Source organism: Microbulbifer rhizosphaerae, from assembly GCF_014191725.1.
GTDB lineage: Bacteria > Pseudomonadota > Gammaproteobacteria > Pseudomonadales > Cellvibrionaceae > Microbulbifer > Microbulbifer rhizosphaerae.
On record NZ_JACHWZ010000016.1, the window covers coordinates 36,823 to 59,591 of the forward strand.

Consider the following 22,769-nt stretch of genomic DNA (forward strand, 5'->3'; position numbering starts at 1 on the left):
AGTGCATCGATAGCGGCCGGCCATATCAAAGCCATCAATCGACCTGCCGAGAAACCGGAAATATCGCCACATCGGAGTCGCACATTACTGTCATCTTTTCTTAAAAAATTGCGGCCAGGTAAGAGCACCAATGGAGCATAAAATAATCTTTTCAGGGCCTGTCGGCGCAGGAAAAACCACAGCAATAAAAACCATCAGTGACATCCCGGTTGTCGATACTGAAAGTCGCGCAAGCGACCAAGTGGCATTGTGCAAGGAAACAACAACCGTAGCCATGGACTATGGAGCAATCTCACTCCCTGGCGGCGACAAGCTGCACCTGTATGGCACGCCCGGGCAGGAGCGATTCAGTTTTATGTGGGAAATAACCGCCAGCGGAGGACTGGGCCTGGTATTACTGATTGACAACACCAGCAATGATCCTTTGGCGGACCTTGCGTTCTATATGAGCGCATTTCCCGAATTCGCACAAAAAAAACAGGTTGTGTTTGGGATTACGCACACAGATGTCAGCGCCTCTCCATCGTTGGATCCGTATCGGGAAAGACTTCTGCAAATGAACATGGTTGTGCCGGTATTTGAGGTGGACCCCAGGAAATACTCAGATGTTTCGGTCTTGTTACAGGCGCTCCTGGCGATACTGGACCCGGGAATTGCACGTTGATCCTTAGTGAAAGGCAAGTGGCCGACGACGCTGCAATCTTGTCCCTGTGCGGCTTTGGCGTGGCGTTTGGAAAAAAAACCGTGTTGGCCAGCATCGATTTACGTATCCCTGATAGAGGTATTACGGTGCTGCTCGGGCCCGGCGGCAGCGGTAAGTCAACCCTGTTGAGAACGCTGGCCGGCTTCAATGATTCCAATCCCAGGCTGCGCAGCTGGGGAGATGCCGTTTACCTGGGAAGAAGGCTCGGGAAGACGGGACGCCCTGCGCTGACTATACAGAATGCACGATTGATGATGGCCAGTATCCAGGAAAATATCGTTTCGGAGTTACCCGAACGTCAGGTCCTGTCACCTATACAGCAGCGCGATCTGGTGGCCCGGCTTTTAAAATCCTGCGGTCTTGAAGAGCTGGTGGAAAATATTGACCAACCGGTGGTTCATCTTACCCTTGCGCAACAGCGCCACTTGGCCATTATGCGCCTGGCGGCGACGTCGCCACGACTGCTGCTTCTGGACGAACCGACAAACGGACTTGATGACAAGGAGTCGGATCGGCTCTTGGACTATATCTCAACTGAAGGACGGCGCCGCTCAATCTTGATAGCGCTGCATAACCAGCTCCACGCCAAACGCCTTGGCGGTGACAGTATGTTGTTGGCAGGCGGGACTATTGTCGAGGCGGCAGCGACTGACCAGTTGCTAAGCCGGCCACAAACCGACGCGGGAAAGTGTTTTGTCCGCACCGGCTCCTGCTCCTTGCCGAGTCCCGATTCCGATCCCGGCACGCTGGAACCGGGCGCGCCGGCACCGGTTACCAGCCCCGGTCCGGGCAAAGATTATGTAAGCGACAGTTTTGGCCCCAGGGGGTTTCTGTGGCTGAAAAAGGGCGAGCTCGCGGGAACCCCTCGCCCAGGCATAGTCCTCGATATCGACTACGACCTGAAAGCACTGCGGCGTGTCGGCGTGACGACCCTGATTACCTTAACCAAAAGTACACCAGACACTGAAGCCATGTCGCGTCACGATATGACAAATATCTGGTCGCCTATTGGCGATATGGAGGCGCCCTCCTTTACCCAGGCATTCAGTTTGTGCAGGCAGATTCGCGTTATTTGTCGTGACGGTGGCTGCGTCGCCGTGCACTGCCGCGCGGGTCTTGGTCGAACGGGAACCATTCTTGCTGCTTATCTCATTTATGAAGGTAAGGAGGCTCTGGAAGCACTTGAAACTGTCCGTCGAGTCGAGCCCCGTTGGGTGCAGTCAAAAATGCAGGTGGAGTTTCTGGAAAAGTTTTCCAAAATCCTTGACAAAGGACGGCAAAAACAAGCCATGCTCACGGCTTGATTTATTTATCAAAATATTAGAAAGGAAAAAGTATGTCTCAACTTGACACCGTAATCCAAAAGTCGATCTCCATGGTCCCTGAATGCCTGGCTGCAGGCTATGTTGACTTGAGTAGCGGGATGCTGCTGGCCATAAAAACCGTTGATTCCCATCCCCAGGACGTTATGGAAATGCTGGCGGCCGCGACGGCAGACCTGTTTCAGGGGCCCAATGTGGTGACCATTGAAAACATGTGGAAGAAGTCCCGTGGTCTGCCAATGGATGATTACCATTACTTTCAGGAAGTCATCGTGAACAGTGAGAACCTGATTCACATATTTATGCGCACAAAGGAGTACCCTAACCACGTGGTCACATTTGTGTGTCGCAAAAGCGCCAACCTGGGAATGGTGTTGACCAAGGCGCGCATCGCTCTGCCGCAGATTTCTGGGGCCCTGTGATACAACGAGTAACGTTGAAGCGGATGTGCCCTCATTGTGGTCCCGTCGAGGATGTTTAGGTGAATGCGAAACCCGAACCTGGTAATCCGACCCCGAAAGGCAGGGCTGCCCGCTCTATTCTCAGGGCGCTGAATGTCAATTCCAGCGACATTGAAGCTTCAGCCATTATAACCAGGGACGGCCATATCATCGGAGCCGTTTTGGCTGAGAATACCGATGAAGGTCGATTTGCTGCCATGTGCGCTTCCTTGCTGGCGCTCGCAGAAAGAGCTGCCAGCGAAATTTCCAGGGGGCACATGAGGCAACTGCTGATCGAGGGCACACAGGGACTGATGTTATTGGTCGGTGTAGGGGATGACAAAGTTCTGGCAGTGGCCGCAAAGCCAACAGTTAACCTCGGTAGAGTTTTCCTGGAGGCGCGGCGATGTGCCGAGAAAATCGATCAGGTTATCGGTGACTTGTCTTGATATTAACGACGCTATGGGAAGCCACATAAAGTAAGCCTCGACCGACCTGTAGATCAGCAGCTGCCGATGGCGTCGAAATCCCATCTATACGGCTATTGCGATCGTGACTGCAGAGTTGATCGAGGTTGCCGGACTTGTTCACAGCTCGAAAGGCCGCTTCACAGCTCACGCAGGGAATGCTGCAGTTGCGCCACACATCGTGTGCAGCATAGAGGCTCCGTCCTCTACTTTCAGGAAAAATCAACAATGAATCCGGTGCACAGCCCCGACCAGGGGCTGCTCACATTCACCAACCAAGGAACTAAAATGAATAAAACTCTCTCACAGGGAATCAGGCTGTGGCTGGCCGTTCTGTCCGCACTGTTTGTCAGCCTGGCTGCCGCCCAAAGCCATGCGGCCAACTGCACCCTGGCCCCGGTGTCGGGCCAGTCGTACAACATCACTAACCTCGGCAGCGGCTACAACCTGGATGTGGCCGACGCCTCCAGGGAGGGCGGCGCCAATGTGCAGCAATGGAGCAGCAATGGTTACCCCAACCAGCAGTTTCTCCTCAACGACCTGGGCGACGGCTACTGGAGTATCATCGCCCGGCACAGCGGCCACTCCCTGGATGTTTGGGGGTGGAGCGAAGAGGACGGCGGCGATGTCCGCCAGTGGGAGCCCACTGGCCGCGAAAACCAGCAATGGCAGCTGAAACAATCCGGCAACGGCTCCTGGAATATCGTCAACCGCCATAGCAGCAAATCCCTCACTGCAGAGAGCAGTGCACAAGGGAGTAACGTTTATCAGTACAAGGACGGCGCCAACTCACTGCAGCGTTGGTATTTCAACCCCGTGAGCGGCGATTGCGGAGAATCCCCCGACAGTGGCACCACCCCCGAAAGCGGCACCACCACCGACATTGGCCCGGCCATCGTGGGCTTCGGCGCGGGGACGACCGGCGGAGGTGTCGGCGCCCAAGTGGAGGAGGTCAGAACGCCCGATGAGCTGAGAAAAGCGCTGTGCGGCACGATCGAGGGTGGGTATTGTAAGGATGGTACGCCCCGCATCATCAAGGTGCTGGGAACGATCGATTTCACCAGCGACCCCAAGAAAACCGAACAGTGGGGAGAGGTAGATGCCTGCCATGCCACCAGAATCTGCAGCGCGCCATACAAAACCGAGACAACGCTGTTGATGCACTCCAGCTTTAAACACTGCGACGGCAAGACAATCTTCACAGCCAAGTATGACAAAGCCGGGCTCAATCCACTGCTCGTCGGCTCGAACAAGACCCTCATCGGCGTCGGAAACGATGCCGGCATCAAGGGCAAGGGCCTGATACTGGACAATGTGGAAAACGTCATCATCCGCAACCTGTCGTTCACCGACATCAATCAGGGCCTGGTCTTCGGCGGCGATGCGATTCGCCTCAATACCTCCAAACGGGTGGTAATCGACCACAACTACTTCGCCCGCATCGGCCGCCAGATGATCAGCAGCGGCCACACATCGGGAGTGAGCGTGGACGAGGTGACGATCTCCTGGAACAGGTTCGACGGCAACAACGTCTACTCCCCCAACTGCAACGGCAAGCACTACTGGAACTTGCTGCTGCAGGGCGACGGCAATGTCACTTTCGCCAACAACTGGCTGCACGACTTCGATGGCCGCGCTCCGAAGATGGTGGGCAACACTTTCTACCATGCATACAACAACTACTTCGAGAACAGTCCCGGACACGCCTTCGATGTCGGCCTAACGGGTGACAACCGGCCTATTTCGTATGCGCTGTTGGAAGGCAACTATTTCGCCAACGTGCGCTACCCCAGCCAATGGAATGAGACCAAGTCCGGACACATCTACGCGGTCAGCATGAACCAGCCGAGAGAGCAGCTCCTGGAGGCGAGCCAGCAGTGCATCTCCTATCTCAACCGCGGATGTGCGGGCAACATGATCCACGGCGCCACCAGTGAAGGCTTCGCGGAGGACACGCGCGTGCTCGACAAGGCCATACCGCTACGCGCTTCGCTGCCGAGGCCGGTGTCTTCCTCTCTTGTGCCCGATCTCGTGCGCGACGGCGCCGGTGTCGGCAAACTCTAAAGCCTGTCTGGAGTTTTGCACAAAGCGCGCGGACGCATTAACCCGGCAATTCAATATTGCCGGGTTAGTACGGCACAGGGATGTGCCGCCGCCGAGTTCAGTTGATCAGAGGCTCCTTAGCCACTGAACTCTCCCTCCTCTCAAACCGAGTCGCCGGGAATTTTCAATCAATTTTCTGTTTGGTGAATTTCCCATTTCGCTGGCAGTAATTGATACGCCTTTCGCACTTCTGTATTTGAATCGTTGAGTCCCGGCAAGCACCTTACCAGGATGAACGCGGGCTGGATCTCCGTGATTTGCGATTTGCCTTATCGCAATTAGCTTATCAAGGAACCAGCCTTTCTTCATGCTTTGAAGCACTTACGCTTAAGTCGGTGCCTTTCCGATATGAGGCTAACATGTCTATTCAATCTCTCTGGCGAGCCTGTTCACTCGTAGGTACCTGCGCTTTCCTGGTGCTGAATTCACCCGCTTACGCGCTCGAAAATGGCACCTACACCATCACCTCCAAGCACTCCGAAAAGCTTGTCGAGGTCGGTAACGGCGATACCGCCGAAGGTGCCAACATCAATCAATGGCCCGCCAATGGCCACCCTACACAGCATTGGATCATCACCCATATCAGCGATAGCAACTACTCTGTCATTAATGGCAAACAGCAACCTTGCCATGGAGGTTTACAACCTCGATACCAGCGATGGTGCAAACGTCGCTCAGAGGACCTATGAAGGCATTGACTCCCAGATATGGACTATCACCGAAAAGGAAAACGGCTACTACTCGTTCATAAACAAGCACTCGGGCAATCTGCCAGGGATGCATTAAAGAGGGCGCCCGGCCCGTGTCCCAGGAAGAGGTACCCATGCCGACCCGGCACTGTTCAGAGCAGTTCATAAGGCAGCTTCGCAGCTTTCCTGTCGGCATTCCCTTACACGAATAAGGCTTTTCCCACCTAAAAATCAGCGAACGCCGATGGTGCCGACACCCTGTATGCACAATCATTGCAATCTCAGGTGCAGAGTCGATTAATCCTCAGCATTGTTCACGGCAGCTCGAGACCGCTTCCCAACTCGCGTCTCGACTTCTGTGAGGCGGCTGAGAACGAAAGCTGTTTTGGCCTGCGTCTGTCGAATTCGATAGGAAAATGAATAGCGAAAGGGTTGTACTTATGAAAATCTGGTGCACGCACCTCGTCACACATTTTCCGCAATACCTGAGTTAAATCCTCACCTTCCTCCTACCTACCCCATAGGTAGATATTTCCCGCACCTGGGGCCCCATCCGGGCGCGGGCCTTTTTCTAAATTTGCGAAGGTGTTTCATAAACATGCAGCCAAAACAGCAGGGGTTCACGCTGGTCGAATTGATGGTAACCATAGCTGTCCTGGCAATCGTCGTCGGTATCGCGGTACCGAGTTTCTACACCCAGATTCAGAACAACCGCTCCCTCGCCTTGGCGGAAGACTTCGCCGGTGCTCTCAATTACGCACGCAGTGAGGCCGTGAAACGTGGAACTCGAGTCTCCCTTTGCGCCAGCGCCGACGGAAAGAAATGCGGCGGCGATTGGAAACAGAGTTGGATAGCCTTCGTCGATTCCGCCACCTCGGACGACTCGGCCGCCCCGGTTATAGAGAATGGCGAGGCGGTACTGCAGCGCTGGCAGGTACCGAACGGCAAGGCATCACTTACCGTCACGCAGGGAGGCAAGAGCGCAGGCTTTATCCGCTACAACCGCCTCGGCATTCTGGGGCGCGCCGGCGGCGGCGACATCTCCGCCACACTCAGCTACAGAGGGTGCGCCGGCAACACCGCGCGCACCATCACAGTCGGCCCGGCGGGAATGGTGAGTGTCGCCCGCACCAATTGCAGCAAGGAAAAATAGGGATGAACTCCACAGCCAGGCAGACCGGCTCCAGCCTGATCGAAGTCATGGTCACGGTGCTTATCCTATCCACCTCCCTTCTGGGTATGGCGGCACTGCAAAACCGTTCCCTCCAGTACAACCACAGCGCTTACCTGCGCTCCCAGGCCAATATCCTGGCCTACGACATCCTCGACCGCATCCGTATCAACCGCGCCAATACCGACAGCTACAAACTGAAATTCGGTGCCGATGCGCCGGCCGGCAACAGCCTGGTGCAAAGCGACCTCCGCGAATGGCGGGAAATTGTCGCCGCCGCGCTGCCGGAAGGCAACAGCGCGGTTTCCTGCACCACATCCAAGCACGCCTGTACCGTCATTATTCAGTGGACGGAACAGAACAGTTCAGGGGAGGAGAGCGAAGATTCCTCCACCTTCGAATACACCACAAAAATCTGAGGACTGCCGGTTATGCGCAAGCAGCGGGGCATATCGCTGGTGGAGCTGATGGTTTCCATCACACTCGGCCTGATACTAATGACCGGCGTGGTACAGCTGTTTCTCTCCAGCCGCGCCACCTTCTCCACCCAGCAGGCCGCTTCCGGGGTCCAGGAGAGTGGCCGCCTGGCCATGGAATTTATCAGCCAGGATATTCGCATGGCCGGCTTTATGGGCTGCATGAGTCGCCACACCAGCCTCACCAATACCCTGAAACAGAACGACTCCCTGCTCTACCGCTTCGACGTGGCGATCGAGGGCGCCGATATCAGCAACGATGGCGGCGGCAAGGCGCCGGCGGGCTATCCGAAGGATATCGTCGACGGCACCGACGTTCTGGTGGTGCGGGGAGCCACCGGCAACAGCGTGGGTGTCACGCAGAACAATAACGGGGCGGAATTGTTCGCCGAATTCACCAACCGGGAGGCCCGGGCCTGCGACGGCGGAGCCGACCGGCTCAGCGGGCTGTGTCCGAACGACGTACTGGTGGTATCGGACTGTGCCAAGTCCAGGATTTTCCAGGCCGTTCAATTGACGGCAGCCGACGGCGACACTGAAGTCAATGTTGTTCACTCGGGAAAATCCTCGGCCGCCCCCGGCAACGCCAAAGCGAGCTGGGGAGGCACATCCCTTCCTCCATCGGCGATTTTCGGCCCCGGGTCCCAGATCATCCAGATCCAAACCAGCATCTACTACATCGCCGAAGCCACTTCCGGCCGTCCGGCGCTCTGGCGGCAGGTAGGGAACCAGGACCCGCGGCAACTGCTGGTGGGAATCGAAAATATGCAGCTGGAATACGGCGAAGACACCTCTGGTGACGGCATTCCCGACAATTACCGCAATGCAAAGGACATCGCCGACTGGAATTGCGTGACCGGCGTGCGCATCCAGTTGCTGGTAGCCAGCGTGGACGACAACGCACTGCCCGAGCCCCAGGCCTACACCTTCGCCGGCACCGAGGAAAAAGATCCCGGAGACCGCCGCCTGCGTCACGTATTCGTCAGCACTGTCGGCATCCGCAGCCGCCTGCCCTGAACGTCGAGGAGAAAACCATGAGAGGACCAACCCGTTACCCCACACCCATCCGCACCCAGCGCGGCGCCGTGCTGCTGGTGGGCCTGGTGATGCTGCTGCTGATGACGATCGTGGGCCTGGCGGCCGTGCGCAGCAGCAAAATACAGGAACTGATGGCGGGCAACATGCGCGACCGCAACCTCGCCTTCCAGGCCGCGGAGGCCGGCCTGCGCGCCGGGGAGCAGGCGCTGGAAGGAATGACCCTGCCTTCCTTCGACGGCTCCGCGGCCGGTTACCTGAAAGCCGACAGCAAGGCGATGAAAGGTTCCTCTTCGATCGATTTCTGGGACAGCTACCCCTGGGAAAGCGCCTATGCCTCGGTGCAGACCGACCTGGACCTGCAGTGGGTGCTGGAAGAGCCGCGCTATGTGATCGAGGAAGTCACAGCCACCACCGTTACGGGCGCCGACGGCGGTGCCATTGATTTTGAAAGCAGCCTCGTGGCGAAAGAGACGGTTTTTTACCGGATCACCAGCCGCGGCGTCGGCGGAACGGAAAATTCCGCGGTGGTTCTCCAATCCACTTTCAAACGCTAGGAAGCTCCAATGTCGCAAAACAGCAGTAAACTGGGCTTTGCCCTGGGCGCAGCACTGCTCAGTGCGGGCGTGGCGCACAGCGCCCACTCCCTGGAACTCGCCCAATCTCCCCTGTTCCTGGCGCAGCCTGTGCGCCCTCTGGTGATGTTGAATCTCTCCAACGACCACCAGTTGTTTTTCAAGGCCTACGACGACTACTCGGACCTGACCGGGGACGGTGCTCCGGATCCCACCTACACACACAGCCACAGCTACTACGGCTATTTCGATAGCGGGAAGTGCTACGTCTACCGCAACGATCGCTTCGAGCCCGAGCGCGCGGCGGGCGCCGACGGCTACTGCGGCGGAGAGGGAGAATGGAGCGGCAATTTCCTCAACTGGGCGGGCATGACGCGCATGGACGCGGTGCGCAAGATCCTGTACGGCGGTTACCGCTCCACCGACACCGGCTCGGAGACCGTGTTGGAACGGGCATTTCTCCCCCACGATGCGCACGCCTATGCCAAGTACTACGACGGCGAGGATATCCGCAAGCTCACGCCGTTCAAACGGAAAGAGAAGGAAGAAACCGGCATCACTATCTGCAACACCACCGCGGGGGACGGCTTGTCGCAGTCGGTGAACAGCCCGCCGCTGCTGCGCGTGGCCAGGGGCAACTTCTCCCTCTGGGCCAGCAACGAGCGCTGGCAGTGCACCTGGCTCGACGGCAACAACCCCCGCGTATCGAGCGGCAACGCCAACAAACCGGAGCAGAGCGGTATCGATGCCCATTCCTTTTACCCGAACATCTGGGACCACCAGCTCCGCGAGGGGGACTATATCGCGCGGGTAAAGGTCTGCGTCCCCGGGCTGGAGGAGGACAACTGCCGTCCCTATCCCAAGGGCAATACCAAGCCCGCCGGCCTGCTGCAGAAATACGGTGAGAAGGGCGAAATCCTCTTCGGCCTGGTCACCGGCTCCTACGGCAAAAACAAATCCGGCGGCGTGCTGCGCAAAAATATCGGCGACCTCACCGACGAGATCAATGCAAAGGCCGACGGCACCTTCGACACCTCCGCCACCGACAGCATCATCAAGACACTGAACCTGCTGCGCATTTACGGCTACAGCTACGCCGGCGGGGACTACGGCTCCAACAACTGCTACCTCGGCCGGACCTCCTTTGCCGACGGCGAGTGCAGCAACTGGGGCAACCCCCAGTCGGAGATCTACCTGGAATCCCTGCGCTACCTGGCGGGACTCAACGCCACCCCCGCCTACAGTGCCGACGACAGCGCCTATATACCCGGCCTGGCGGGCGCAACCTGGAAAGACCCCCTGAACGAGAAAAATTACTGCGCACCGCTCAACATCATCCAGTTCAATGCCTCCACCAGCTCCTACGACGGCGAGGTGTCCGGCCCCGCCGCCGGCCTCGGCATCGACAGCGTGGCTGCCTGGACCGACAAGGTGGGTAAGGGCGAGGGCATCCACGGCGGCTCCTACTTCGTAGGCACCAACGGCACCGACAACAACCAGCTGTGCACCGCCAAGACCGTGAGCGCGCTCTCAGCGGTTACCGGCACCTGCCCGGACGCGCCGCGCCTGGACGGCACCTACCATATTGGCGGCCTGGCGCACTTTGCGCGCAGCGCCGGCATCCGCTCGGACTTCGCAAGCCAGCGCAAGGTGCGCACCTACGGTGTCGCCCTGGCGGCGGCCATACCCAAGGTGGAGATCCCCATTCCCGGCTCGAAACAGAAAGTGACCCTACTGCCCGCCTGCCGCAATACGACAACCACCCCGAGTTCGAACTGCGCCATCGTGGATTTTAAGATCGTTGCGCAGGACTCCGGGGCCGGCGTCAACAGCGGCAAGCTGTACGTCAACTGGGAAGACAGCGAACAGGGCAACGACTACGACCAGGACATGTGGGGCATCATCGACTATACCGTCACCGGCAATTCCGTGTCGGTGACCACCAATGTGATCGCCCAGTCCACCCCCCACCAGATGGGATTCGGCTACGTCATCGGCGGCACCACCGCCGACGGCTTCCAGGTGCACTCGGGCATCAACGGCTTTACCGCCGGGGACTGCGACAACTGCCAGAGCGGAGACGATGCCACCAGCAGGACTTTTGCCGTGGGCACGTCCAGCGCCTCTGCCCTGGAACCGCCCCTCTACTACGCCGCCAAATGGGGCGGGTATGACGACGACGGCGCCACCGCGGCAGAAATCGCCGCCGCCTCGCCAAATACCTATTTCTACGCCGTAGACCCCGCACAACTGGAGGAAGACCTGGGCAAGGCGCTGGCCCAGGTGGCGGCGAGCGTGGGCTCCGCCTCCGCCGTGGCCACCAACTCCACCCGCCTGGACACGGACACCGTCGTCTACCAGGCGCTGTTCAACAGCGGCGACTGGAGCGGAGAAATCCGGGCAGTCGCCCTGAACAACGACGGCAGCCTGGGCGCCACCCAATGGAGCAGCAGAAACAGCGGCACCTTCACCTCTCCCGCGAACCGCTCCATCGTCACCTACGACGGCTCCAAGGGCGTTGAATTCCTCTGGAACAAGCTGAGCGATTCCCAGCGCACCCAACTGGCCGGCGATGCCGGCGAGGCCGTCGGCAAGACCCGGCTCAACTGGCTGCGCGGCCAAAGCGCGGCGGGCCTGCGCGAGCGGGAAACGCCGCTCGGCGACATCGTCAACTCCAGCCCGGTGTTCGCCGGACCCAGCAGCCTCGGGTTCGAGCGCCTGCCGGAAGGACTGGGCGGCAGCAGCTACACCGCCTATGTGACCGCCAAGGCAAAACGCCGGGAAATGCTCTATGTCAGCGCCAACGACGGCATGATGCACGCCTTCGACGCCAAGACCGGCAAGGAGACCTTCGCCTATGTGCCCTCCTCCATCTTCGGCAAGCTGCGCGACCTGACCGCCCCCAACTACGGCGCGCCCGCCAATCCGCACCGCTACAACATGGACGGCCCCCTGTTTGTCGGGGACGCCTATTTCGGCGGCAAGTGGCACACGGTAGTCACCGGCACGCTGGGTGCCGGCGGCCGCGGCATCTTTGCGCTGGACGTTACCACCCCCACCGCCTTCGGGCCCGGCAAGGTGCTGTTCGAATTGACCGAAGACGATATTCCCGGCCTGGGCAATGTGGTGGGGCGGCCGCTGATCGCCCCAACCACAGATGGCTGGAAGGTGATTTTCGGCAACGGCTACAATTCCGACGGCGGCAAGGCGCGCCTGCTGGCAGTGGACCTGCAAAAGCCGAAGGAAAAGAGCAGGGTGATCGCCGCCGACAACGGGGACAACGGACTCGCTGCCCCCAGCCTGCTCACCGACGACACTGGCGTGGTGACCGCGGCCTACGCCGGCGACCTGCAGGGCAACCTGTGGAAATTCGACCTGAGCGACGACGATCCGGACAAATGGAGCCTGGCATTCCCGGACAAAAAGCCGCTGTTCAAGGCGCGGGACAGCAGCGACAGAGTGCAGCCGATTACCGCGGCGCCGACCCTGGGCCGGAACGCGCAGCTAGACAACGCAGTCATGGTCTACTTCGGTACCGGCCGTTACCTCAGCAACAGCGACAACGCGGCGGGCGAGACGGTGCAGAGTTTCTACGCCATCGCCGACCAGGGGGAACCCCTGGGCACCGCGGACAGCCGCAAGGATCTCAAACAAAAGAAAATCACCTCCGAAAGCGGGCAACGCGTAGTGGAGAGCGACGGCGACCTCGACTGGTCGAGCGATATAGATGGCTGGTACCTGGACCTGATTTACGCGGACAAAAAGACCGGAGAGCGGGTTATCAGCAGACCCCTGCTGAAATACGACCGCTTGCTGTTCCCGACCCTGATCACCTCCAGCGACCCCTGCGCCTTCGGCGGCAGCGGCTGGCTGATGGAACTGGTCGCGGTAGGCGATTACTACCAGGGGCACTCGATATTCGGCGACAGCGAGCAAAGCGGCCTGATGCTGGACAGTGCGGTGATGGGCCTTTCCGCAGCCATTACCGACGGCAAACACATCTACCTGCCCACCGGCAACATCAAGGGCGAAATCACAGTCACAAAAGGCAACCTGCCCGCCGGCGTGGCGGGCCGCATGTCCTGGCGCCAACTGCGTTAACGATCGAGGCTCATTTATTTATGCGCAAAACAACTATGTACAAGACAACGAGGCCAATGCGGGGATTTACCCTGATAGAAGTGATGGTTGTAGTGGCAGTTATCGGCATCCTCGCCAGCATCGCCTATCCGTCCTATATGGAATCGGTGCGCAAGAGCAACCGCTCCGATGCGAAGGCGGAACTCAGCGACGTGGCGCAGCGCCTGCAGCGCTGCTTTACCACCTACAACGCCTACAATCACGATAGCTGCGCCGTGTACAAGGCGGTAAGCGGGGGCAAAAAAATCACTTCCCGAGAGGGTATGTACCTGGTCTCCAGCGACGTGAAAGCCATAACATTCACCCTTACCGCCACCCCTGTGCCGGGCGGCGTCCAGGCCAAGGACAGCAAGTGTGCCTCCCTCAATCTGGACCACGTGGGAAACCGCGGTTCCAACGGCTCCCTTCTGGATGTCAACGACTGCTGGTGACTTTCCGTGGAGTGCGGGCCTGTCAGGCTATGGCCGGCTCCGTCTCCACGCCGTCCCCTTCCACCTGCTGTTCCCTGACGAAGAACACCGAGACCGCCCCGGCCAGCATGCACACCCCGGCCAGCACGATAATGTAGATAGCCTGGTTGTCGAATACCCCCTTCAATATCTGCCCCGCCACCAGCGCTGAGACAATCTGCGGCGCGGCGATGGTGAAGTTGAAGATCCCCATATACACACCGGTTTTACTGGGCGGCAGTGAGTCGGACAGTATCGCGTAGGGCATGGCCAGTATCGCCGCCCAGGCGATACCGACTCCGATCATCGGCAACAGCAGGGCGAGGGCGCCACCGGGCACCGTCACCTCGGTAATCAGCAGGTTCACCTGCGTCTGCTCCCCGCCCTGGAACAACAGGAAGCTGATATAACCCAGGCCGCCCAGTGCCAGCGACAGGGCGTAGGTGGGCCTGCGGCCGATAGTGTTGGCGATTTTGGTAAGCACCACGGAAAAGAGCGCGGCGAATAGCGAATAGGCGGCGAAGAGTATCCCCACCCAATCCCCCGCGGCGCCCTTGGCCGCGGCGATATGGGCGGGTATCTCACCGATGCTCTCCAAATAGCGGGGATCGAACCACTTGGCCTCCACGCCCCACACATGCTGGGTGATGGCCGGCGTGGTGTACACCCACATGATGAAGAGCGCGAACCAGGAGAAGAACTGCACCACCGCCAGCTGGCGCATGGTTTTGGGCATGGTGAACAGCAGATTGAAAAAGCCCCTGAGTTTCTGCGCCGGGGATCTGAGCTGCGCCTGCTCCCGCGCCAGCTGCTCTCCATCGATACCCTTAAAGGCGTTGTACTGCTCCGGTGCATATTCTTTTGTCCGCATCACGGTCCACAGCACGCTGCCCAGCAGCATGGTGGCGCCGATGTAAAAAGCCCAGATCACCGAAGGCGCCACCTCGCCGGTCCGCGCGGTATTTTCCAGGCCGATCACATTGGTGAGGACAAACGGCAATATGGAACCGCACACGGCACCGATATTGATCAGCAGCGACTGCACCGAGTAGCCGAGAGTGCGCTGCTCCGAGGGCACCATATCGGACACCAGGGCGCGGAACGGCTGCATGGTCACATTGAAGGCCGCATCCATCAGCGCCAGCATCACACCGCCGAACAGGATCGGGGCGATAAAGGCGACCACAATGCCCGCATTGGGCATAAACGCCATGCCCAGGGCCGCGGCGATGGCGCCGAACAGGATATAGGGGTTGCGGCGCCCGAAGCGGTTCCAGGTGCGGTCCGAAGCGGAGCCGACGATGGGCTGCACGATAAGCCCCATCAGCGGCGCGACTATCCAGAACAGCGACAGCGAGTGCAGGTCGGCCCCCAGGTCGGAGAGAATGCGGCTGGCATTGGCGTTTTGCAGGGCGAAGCCGAACTGCACCCCCAGGAAACCGAGGCTGACGTTCCACACCTGCCAGAAGGGGAGTCGGGGCTGCTTTTCCCGCGGCGCGGCCGCGCCGGATGCTGATTTGGTCATGGGGTCACCGCTGATCAATGGTTATGGTTATACGGCGATTGTGGCAGGCGTGTCGAGGGGGGCCCTCCTCCCCCGGTGGGGGGGAGGGGAGTTGGTGGAAAGCTCTGTGGCAGCCCTGATGCCGGGGGAGCTTGTTCCCTCTCCCCTTGGGGACAAATCGGCAGGATTGCCGATTTGGCAGCTTCCGCTGGCCGAAGGCCGAGCGCCATGGATGGCGCGAGCCACTGGGGGCCATCGGCATTGCCGGCGAATGCGGAGCTGGAGCTCCGCGGTCCCGGGGATCAGTGCAAAACAATCACCTCCAACAGATTGTTGGACAATTTGCTCTTCCGGCCAGGCCTCGGCTACAGGCGGCGCCCGGAGGCGTCGGCGCCGCCGACGACCCTATCGCCCTCCGCATAGACTCTACACGGCGTTTCCACACTGAATTCAGCCCGCCGGGCCTCGCACACTTCCAGCGCCCGGTCGTTGGCGGCATCCTGGTCGGGCGAGTCGAATACATAGCCGAGTGCATAGGCGCCCTTGTAATCGAACGCCAGGGCGAGCGCCTTGTAGGCTGAGTAGTTCCGGTATTTGGTAAAAGTGCCGCCCAATGTATCCCCGGCCCGCTCTGCCTGGCGCACTCCATCGGCCGGCAGGTCCACCAGCATGGACTGCAACTGCTCGCGGAATTTCTGCCCGCTTGTCTGCATAAGCAGTGGGCGCGCCACAAAGGCAAAGCTCTCGGCGTCCCTGTCCAGATAGAGTTCATGGGCATACCACCAGGCGATCTCCCGCTCCCGCGGCACGCGCAGATAGGCCTGCTCCAGCATTTCCAGGTATTCACCCCGGAGGTACCCCAGTTTCTGCATGGCGATGGCCAGGCCGAACCAGTGAGCCGACAGGTCCCGCGCCAGATCCTTCACCATTCCCTGTTTCTGTCAATGCTGCCGAATTGTTCAGCCGACGGCTACCCCTACATCTGTCGGGTACCCGGCCGGCTCTTCAAGGCCTATGGTGACGTAGATAGCTTATGTTGCGCCGGGAACGACAAAATGCAGATTTCGGGGGCAACCGCCCGCCAGTGGCCTTTGGCTTGGCTGGAGGCCCTGCCAGCGGGCCGAGGAGGCGGAAGAGATCGCTTCTCGGTGGGAGGGGTTCTCGCAGACGGCGGCGGCGGCCGTCGGGCTGGTGGGCACCCGGAAATGCTGCCAATATAGGCGCCATAATTGCACAGCACAGCAGCAAAAGTATGTTCGGATACACCACAAAGATAGCGCTGGTCAACAATGACCGGGGCCCGGATGGTGTATTCAACAGTGGCAATACTAATTCTTGAGGAAAGTACCCATGCCGTGGTTACCAGGAGATATCTGGGATTATGGAGATGAAATAGCAAATCAGCGTTTGCGTAAAATTCGAAAATTTGATGCACCGATTTCAGTCATTCCTGTACTGGAAACCTTGGTTGACTGGCGACGCAACGACTTGGCGCGTGATCTGTTATTGAATTTACCACCGACAACAAGAGAAAGAATTCTATTCACGAACCGTGGAATTTTTGGTGTGGCCGACCAACATAATGTTGTGAAGGAGCCCGTAACGATTGGTCGCCGCAAAGGCAATCAAGAAAACATTGGTGAATACGAACAAGGCCCGACACCAACGGGCCTAAACGCTTCGCTCTATCTACCTTCTTTAAAAGCCTTCCTAAGGGGATCAATGGGACATGTCTACACCGGAATTTTAGTTTGCCCAGGTGCTTTCAATGTGATGAAAGGAGAGGTGAGAAACCCCAACCTCGCACTGCCGGAGCAAAGAGAGCGTGAAATGATTTTTCTAGCGGCGAACGACCCGCCGTCGGCGGCGGAGCAGGAAGCCGACTCCATTGCTGAGCCCTACCTAAACAGGAGCTTCACCACTGCAGAGGTCGCGGGTCATTCCGGCCAGGTTAGGGGGCGAACTCAACCGGGATCGTCCGGTTATCAGTCCTGGAACCCGGCCACCCAGACAATGAATCTCAACCAAAACGCGATCGTGCACGGACGCGCAAATAATGGCAATATGGATCCCAACGACCCAAGGTTAAGAGCCGCCGATGAGCAAAGTCACGCGCAGTTGCGGCGCATGATCGTGGCGTCCAATCGGTATCAAGGCATTATCCCGGACATTCAAAGACCAGATGGTGAAGGGATGTTTATTGGCTTTACTGTGATGAAGGGGGGGCGAGATACGGACGGCAAAATCTTAAACAATGTTTATGGATGGACATCCAACTCGATGAATAAAAATGCTTTTCAAACCCCCACGGGAAATTACTTGGCACGGCTTAAAGCCCAGGAAAAAGCAATTACGGATCAAATAGCTAGCGCCCAAGGCGAGGAATACGATAGGCTGCTCAGAAAACTTCTCAGCCTCAAGGGGCGAAACAGAGCCCAGGTCTCGCTAGAGTATGCGCAAATCATTAAAAAAGCACTCGACAGGCTTCTTGATTTACAGATGAAAGACAATACCAACGATCCATACTTCCGTTCGATAATTAATCAGTGGGGACCGTATATCTAACCTCCTCGATACCGTGCTGGACAAATTAGAATGCGCCCATGCTGGGCGCACACAATGTTGTCAACCTGATGCATTTTGCTTCGCTCCATTTTTCGATGGCTACGCCACTTTACCGTAAAACCTCTCTACGCAAACTACACAGGTTACAACGGCGTTAGAAGTTTCCGAGAAAAATGCAAAGAAAGAGAGTGGCGTTCTTGGCGTTTTCGCTCGGAAGATGCTCCGGCGCAAGTTTCTCGGCCTATGGCTGATGATGCTTCGCCTCCAGAGCGTGTCGCCCCCTAATTATCGTCGATTCGTTCGCGGCCAGTGTGGAACAAGGATATGAAAAATAGAAGATGAGCGAGAAAGACGCGCGGCTCTCATTGTTCTAAGCCGCCAAGTGGATGTCGACCTGCCCCCTGTAGAGATACTCTCCCACGCCGACAGAATGGCAAGTGCCGAAATCAATCGCAATATGCTGGTGTATATAAACGGGGATGAAGGAGGACATGCAATGGCCTACAGATCACTTACTGGTAGAGTCCGCTTCTTTGACCCCAATTTTGGTGAATACAACTTTAATTCGTCGGGAGGCGAAGTCGGTAATAAAGGTGCCCTCCTTGTACAGGGCGCCGTACTCGTACTGGTCGTCCTGGACCGAGAATTCGTCACCGCCCCAGCCGCCGTCCGGAAGCGCGGGCCGCCGGTCTCGTCGCCGGAGGTAAAGTTGCGGCAGGCCTCGTACTGGTTGGTGCCGGCCACCTGGGTCATCAGGTCGCCCTCGGCCCAGCCGTTATGGGTGCCGCGCAGGTGATACGCCGCCGGCCCCGTCGTGGAAGCGGTAATTTTGTAGTCGTGGGTATCGGTGTAGAACTCTATATCCCAGGTTCCGGCATCGATGGGAATATTGGCTCCATCGAGCTCGCCATTTAATCCGTAATTCTCACTCCAGTCGCCATAGCGGTCGAATTTGAATTCACCGTTTACGGCGAACACCACATCGTCCGCCAGCATGGTGTTGTTGCCGACGTCCTGCATCGGGTCCGCCTGCCAGTCGTTGTGGGTGCCGCGCAGGTACCAGTCCGCCTGGGTGCCGAGGCTCGCCGCCATCAGCGCCGCCATCAGAGGGATTTTTTTCATGGTGGTCTCTCTTTATTTTTTTCATCGCTGCATTGCCCGCGCGGAACGACCTCTTCCCCACGGCCCGCGTCAGGTATAAACCGGTACGCGCACGCGGACATCCTCCCCCGCGGGGGTGTGGATAATCTGCGCGCCATTCCCGACAGCTTTCTCCCCCTCGGGCGGGGGGATACCGGGGATGGCGGAAGGCTGCACAATAAGAATCTGGGCATTGCGAATAATGAAAGAGGAGCCCGTTATGAAACGCCTGTCAGCGCTGATCATTGCACTTGTCTGCGCCTCCGCCGCCGTGGCGGAGCCCGCGGTAGAGCGAGTGGAGCCGCCCAACTGGTGGACCGGCATGGCGGTGCCGGATCTGCAACTGATGCTGCACGGGCGGGATATCGCCGGCCTGCAGGCGCAGCTGGACTATCCCGGCGTGACCCTGCTCGGCAGCGAGCGCACGGAGAACCCCAACTACCTGTTCCTCGACCTGCAGTTATCGCCTGAGACCCGCCCGGGCACGGTGGAAATCGCCCTGCGAAACGGAGGCGAGACCAAGGCGGTCATCCAGTACCAACTGCAACAGCACGCTACCGGCTCCGCCCTACGCCGCGGCTTCGATTCCTCCGATGCCATCTACCTGATCACCCCGGACCGCTTCGCCAACGGCGACCCGGTCAACGACAGCACCCCGGACACCCTCGAGGGGCCGGACCGCAAGCATCCGGGCGGCCGCCACGGCGGCGATATCGCTGGCATGCGGCAGCAGCTGGACTATATCGCCGAACTGGGCTTTACCCAGGTCTGGCCCAACCCGCTGGTGGAGAACGACCAGCCCGAATACTCCTACCACGGCTACTCCGCCACCGATCACTACAGGATCGATCCCCGCTACGGCAGCAACGAGGAATTCCGAGAGTTTGTCGCCGCCGCGGATGCGCGGGGCCTGGGCGTTATCCAGGACGTGGTGTTGAACCATATCGGCAGCGGCCACTGGTGGATGGGGGACCTGCCGTCCCGGGACTGGCTGAACGGCAGCGGCACGGCAAAAGGTGAGTATGAGATCACCAACCACAGCCGCACCACCCACATCGATCCCTATGCCAGCGATCTCGACAAAAAAGGCTTTGTGGATGGCTGGTTCGTCAACTCCATGCCGGACCTGAACCAACGCAATCCGCTGCTGGCCAATTACCTGATCCAGAACAGCCTCTGGTGGATAGAGTACGCGGGGTTGAGCGGCATTCGCGCCGCAAAACGGAACCTATGTGTATTTCCGCTACGACGACAGGGACAAGATTATGGTGGCCTTCAACAAATCCGACGAGCCGCAGAAGCTGGAGATGGAGCGCTTTGCCGAAGTGATCGGAGACGAGGCCCGGGGCACCGATGTGGTCAACGGCCATCGTTATTCCTTTAAAAATTTGACGATTCCCGCTCGCGACGTGCTGGTGCTGGACCTGAATTGAACTCGTATTTTGTAGGAGCCTGCTTGCAGGCGAAAAGAACAGTGCTCCGTAGCAATTCGCCTGCAAGCAGGCTCCTACACCGATAGAAAGATTCGAGAGCACATGAACTGATGAAGAAATTCCAATTTATTTTTTCCGCTGTCCTGCTCGCCACCATCGCGGCTGCGCAGAAAAAAAAGAAAGCATACCTGCACCCAAAGCCGTGGAAAAGCCGGTTATCTACCAGGTCCTCCCACGCCTGTTCGGCAACACCAACCCCACTAACAAACCTTGGGGCACGGCCGGGGAATCCGTAGTGGAACTGGGCGAGTACGGCATCCGCGTCAACTGCGTGGCGCCGGGTGGCATCCTGATCGAGCGCACGGAAAAAGAGGCCCCGGACTACGCCGTCACCTGGTCGGCCGTCACCCCCCTGGGCCGGGTCGGCTACGCCCGGGATATCGCCGACGCGGTGCTCTTCCTCGCCGATGCGTAGCGACGTGCCCATCAACCAGCGGAGTGATGGGCACGCTCCGCTTTGCCCATCCTACGGCGCTGTTCACGGTAATGGACGCGCTGCCGCCGCGATTTACTGCCACCATCACCACGTCGCTGCCGGACTGGCGCTCGAACACCAGGATATCCCCGTTGACCCAGCGCTGGATGTAGCTGCCGTTTGGCCAGCGCTTCGCTCTCCGCGCGCAGCCCGGCCAGGGCACTGATCAGTTGGAGGGCCTCGGCTACAGGCGGCGCCCGGAGGCGTCGGCACCGCCGACGACTCTATCGCCCTCCGCATAGACTCTGCACGGTGTTTCCACATCGAATTCGACGCGCTGGGACTCGCACTCCGCCAGCGCCCGCTCGTTGGCGGTGTCCTGATCGGGGGAGCCGTATATATAGCCGAGTGCACAAGCTCCCCTGTAATCAAACGCCAGAGCGAGCGCCTTGTAGGCTGAGTGGTCCCGGTACTTGGAAAAAGTACCGCCCAAAGTATCTCCAGCCCATCGCATCGGGGGTGCGCCATCGGCCGGCAGGTCCGCCAGCATGGACTGCAACTGTTCGCGGAATTCCTGCCCGCTTGTCTGCATAAGCAGCGGGCGCGCCACAAAGGCAAAGCTCTCGGCGTCCCTGTCCAGATAGAGTTCATGGGCATACCACCAGGCGATCTCCCCCTCCCGCGGCGCGCGCAGATAGGCCTGCTCCAGCATTTCCAGGTACTCTCCCCGGAGGTGCCCCAGCTTCTGCATGGCGATGGCCAGGCCGTACCAGTGAGCCGCCACTTCGTCGTTGTCGTTGATCAGGGAAACGAACTTGTCCCGCACCGCGGCCATCTGTTTTAGATCACTCTCAGTCCCCTTCTGCAGTTCCCGTCTCAGCCATAACCAGGCCTCGGCACTGCGGTACCAAAACTCGCCGTGCAGGTCGGCGGGAATGGTTGCGAGAATTTCCTCCGCCCGCTCAAAGGCACCGCTTCCCGTTTCGGCGACAGCCATCACCGACGTCAGTTCGTGACTGTTCGCCCCCTCGGCGCGGGCATATTGCACCAATTCCTCCAGGGACTCCGACTTGCGCCCGGACATCACCATGTAGCGGGCGATTTCGGCCACAGCGCGCTGCTGGGACATGGGCCGCGGTTGCGGGTCCGCCGGCCGGTAATCATCGGGTAACTGCCCCTTGCCCTTGGGGAAACGGCCCTCTGCCTGTTGCAAATAGGCCCGTTCCAGATCCTCAAGCGGCATGTCCAGAGCATTGGTCAGTGCATCTACCGGGTCGGCGCCGCGATTGTAGGCATCGATATAATCTCCAATCTTTCCCCCTTTGTCGCTGCTCATGATCAGCCAGTGGGTCAGCATCCAGCCGCCGGCATAGACTTTGAGGCGCTGTTTCTTATCCACCGTTGCCGGCGTAGCCCGCAGCAAATCCTCCAGCGGCATGGGGCGGTCGTGGATCAGAGAGTTGGCGCGATCCACCGGAATAGCGCCGAACATATACGAGCCGTCGCCGGGAAACTCGGCTGTCGAGAAAAACTCCGCGAAGCCCTCACTGTACCAGAAGGGAAATTGCACCGGGCTGCTGCCGTAGGTCAGAAAATGCGTGTACTCGTGAAACAGGAACTCGCGGGCCGGGTGCTCGCGCATAAACCGGTAGCGCTCAAGATTGACCAACGCAAAACTGCCGTAGCTGGTGTGATTGAACATCCCACCGGTCTGCCTCGCCTGCTCTTCGCCCACGATCCCCGCGTAGCTGCTCCTGTTGGCCAGCGCAAAAACGGTCAGCCGCTGCTGATCGCCGCGCACCCGCAGAAGCTGGGAAGTTGCCGCGCGAAACCGCTCCAGGTCCCGCGCCAGATCTTTTACCATCGCCGGCCTGCCATTGGTCACTATACGAAAATGGGGCGTTTCCACCTGATACCAATCTGCATTCACCAGGCTCCTCGGAGCACTACACCCGACAACCAGTATCGATAGAAAAGCAAAAAGCCTGAAAATCCTGGTTTTCATTGTTATTTCCTATACCCCAAAATTCTATTTAAAGGTCTATTTGTCCCCTGCAAATCTCAAGGCCTGCCCCCGTCACC

Annotated in this window: 20 protein-coding genes and 1 pseudogene; 18 read left to right on the top strand and 3 right to left on the bottom strand. The window is 58.9% G+C overall.

From position 1 onward, the window contains the following. Positions 1–130 precede the first annotated feature (130 nt). The 13 genes from FHS09_RS15910 to FHS09_RS15965 all read left to right on the top strand — a co-directional run bounded on the left by FHS09_RS15910 (position 131) and on the right by FHS09_RS15965 (position 13,552). Positions 131–664, top strand: a complete 534-nt coding sequence (locus FHS09_RS15910; protein WP_183461711.1) for a GTP-binding protein — start codon at positions 131–133, stop codon at positions 662–664. A 17-nt stretch (positions 665–681) separates the two neighbouring features. After that, positions 682–2,007, top strand: a complete 1,326-nt coding sequence (locus tag FHS09_RS15915) for a phosphatase domain-containing putative toxin (protein WP_183461713.1) — start codon at positions 682–684, stop codon at positions 2,005–2,007. Positions 2,008–2,039: 32 nt separating this feature from the next. Continuing rightward, the gene (locus FHS09_RS15920; RefSeq protein WP_183461715.1) at positions 2,040–2,447 is read left to right on the top strand and encodes a hypothetical protein; all 408 of its coding nucleotides are present in this window, start codon (positions 2,040–2,042) and stop codon (positions 2,445–2,447) included. A gap of 59 nt (positions 2,448–2,506) precedes the next feature. Continuing rightward, positions 2,507–2,914 carry a roadblock/LC7 domain-containing protein gene (locus FHS09_RS15925; RefSeq protein WP_183461717.1) on the top strand — a complete coding sequence of 136 codons (408 nt, stop codon included), beginning with the start codon at positions 2,507–2,509 and terminating at the stop codon, positions 2,912–2,914. A gap of 306 nt (positions 2,915–3,220) precedes the next feature. Beyond that, positions 3,221–4,996: an RICIN domain-containing protein gene (locus FHS09_RS15930; RefSeq protein ID WP_183461720.1), complete on the top strand. Its 1,776-nt coding sequence runs from the start codon at positions 3,221–3,223 to the stop codon at positions 4,994–4,996. Positions 4,997–5,394: 398 nt separating this feature from the next. After that, positions 5,395–5,724, top strand: coding sequence for an RICIN domain-containing protein (locus FHS09_RS15935; protein ID WP_246395083.1), 330 nt, complete (start codon positions 5,395–5,397; stop codon positions 5,722–5,724). Then, positions 5,666–5,821, top strand: coding sequence for an RICIN domain-containing protein (locus tag FHS09_RS22910; protein WP_246395084.1), 156 nt, complete (start codon positions 5,666–5,668; stop codon positions 5,819–5,821). The genes FHS09_RS15935 and FHS09_RS22910 overlap by 59 nt, the downstream gene beginning before the upstream one ends. Positions 5,822–6,322: 501 nt before the next feature. After that, complete coding sequence (locus tag FHS09_RS15940) at positions 6,323–6,877, top strand: GspH/FimT family pseudopilin (protein ID WP_183461722.1); 555 nt, start codon at positions 6,323–6,325, stop codon at positions 6,875–6,877. Between the two features lie 2 nt (positions 6,878–6,879). After that, on the top strand, positions 6,880–7,314 hold the full coding sequence (gene pilV, locus FHS09_RS15945) for a type IV pilus modification protein PilV (RefSeq protein WP_183461724.1): 435 nt from the start codon (positions 6,880–6,882) through the stop codon (positions 7,312–7,314). A 12-nt stretch (positions 7,315–7,326) separates the two neighbouring features. After that, entirely contained in the window at positions 7,327–8,388 is a 1,062-nt protein-coding gene (locus FHS09_RS15950; RefSeq protein ID WP_183461726.1) for a PilW family protein, read from the top strand. Between the two features lie 17 nt (positions 8,389–8,405). Continuing rightward, entirely contained in the window at positions 8,406–8,963 is a 558-nt protein-coding gene (locus FHS09_RS15955) for a pilus assembly PilX family protein (protein WP_183461728.1), read from the top strand. A 9-nt stretch (positions 8,964–8,972) separates the two neighbouring features. Continuing rightward, positions 8,973–13,082: a pilus assembly protein gene (locus FHS09_RS15960; protein WP_183461730.1), complete on the top strand. Its 4,110-nt coding sequence runs from the start codon at positions 8,973–8,975 to the stop codon at positions 13,080–13,082. Between the two features lie 35 nt (positions 13,083–13,117). Continuing rightward, positions 13,118–13,552: a type IV pilin protein gene (locus FHS09_RS15965; protein ID WP_246395085.1), complete on the top strand. Its 435-nt coding sequence runs from the start codon at positions 13,118–13,120 to the stop codon at positions 13,550–13,552. A 22-nt stretch (positions 13,553–13,574) separates the two neighbouring features. Here the strand turns inward: FHS09_RS15965 and FHS09_RS15970 are convergent, their stop codons facing one another. Together FHS09_RS15970 and FHS09_RS15975 are read right to left on the bottom strand one after the other, a co-directional pair. Then, positions 13,575–15,095: an MFS transporter gene (locus FHS09_RS15970; protein ID WP_183461734.1), complete on the bottom strand. Its 1,521-nt coding sequence runs from the start codon at positions 15,093–15,095 to the stop codon at positions 13,575–13,577. 344 nt (positions 15,096–15,439) lie between these two features. Further along, on the bottom strand, positions 15,440–16,003 hold the full coding sequence (locus FHS09_RS15975; RefSeq protein ID WP_183461736.1) for a hypothetical protein: 564 nt from the start codon (positions 16,001–16,003) through the stop codon (positions 15,440–15,442). Positions 16,004–16,424: 421 nt separating this feature from the next. Between FHS09_RS15975 and FHS09_RS15980 the strand changes: the two genes are divergently transcribed. From FHS09_RS15980 to FHS09_RS23280, 5 genes and pseudogenes are all read left to right on the top strand, one after another. Beyond that, positions 16,425–17,639, top strand: a complete 1,215-nt coding sequence (locus tag FHS09_RS15980; protein ID WP_183461738.1) for a hypothetical protein — start codon at positions 16,425–16,427, stop codon at positions 17,637–17,639. Positions 17,640–18,135: 496 nt separating this feature from the next. Then, a complete protein-coding gene (locus FHS09_RS23415) occupies positions 18,136–18,435 on the top strand; it encodes a hypothetical protein (protein ID WP_183461741.1) in 300 nt (99 codons plus the stop codon). Positions 18,436–18,999: 564 nt separating this feature from the next. Beyond that, a pseudogene (locus FHS09_RS15990) lies at positions 19,000–19,980 on the top strand (cyclomaltodextrinase N-terminal domain-containing protein); the annotation flags it as partial. A 64-nt stretch (positions 19,981–20,044) separates the two neighbouring features. After that, the gene (locus FHS09_RS23420; RefSeq protein WP_425487776.1) at positions 20,045–20,212 is read left to right on the top strand and encodes a cyclomaltodextrinase C-terminal domain-containing protein; all 168 of its coding nucleotides are present in this window, start codon (positions 20,045–20,047) and stop codon (positions 20,210–20,212) included. Positions 20,213–20,414: 202 nt separating this feature from the next. Next, entirely contained in the window at positions 20,415–20,687 is a 273-nt protein-coding gene (locus FHS09_RS23280; RefSeq protein WP_221192051.1) for an SDR family oxidoreductase, read from the top strand. 244 nt (positions 20,688–20,931) lie between these two features. Here FHS09_RS23280 and FHS09_RS16000 read toward each other — a convergent pair whose 3' ends face one another. Next, on the bottom strand, positions 20,932–22,617 hold the full coding sequence (locus FHS09_RS16000; protein ID WP_183461743.1) for a hypothetical protein: 1,686 nt from the start codon (positions 22,615–22,617) through the stop codon (positions 20,932–20,934). Positions 22,618–22,769: the final 152 nt, after the last annotated feature.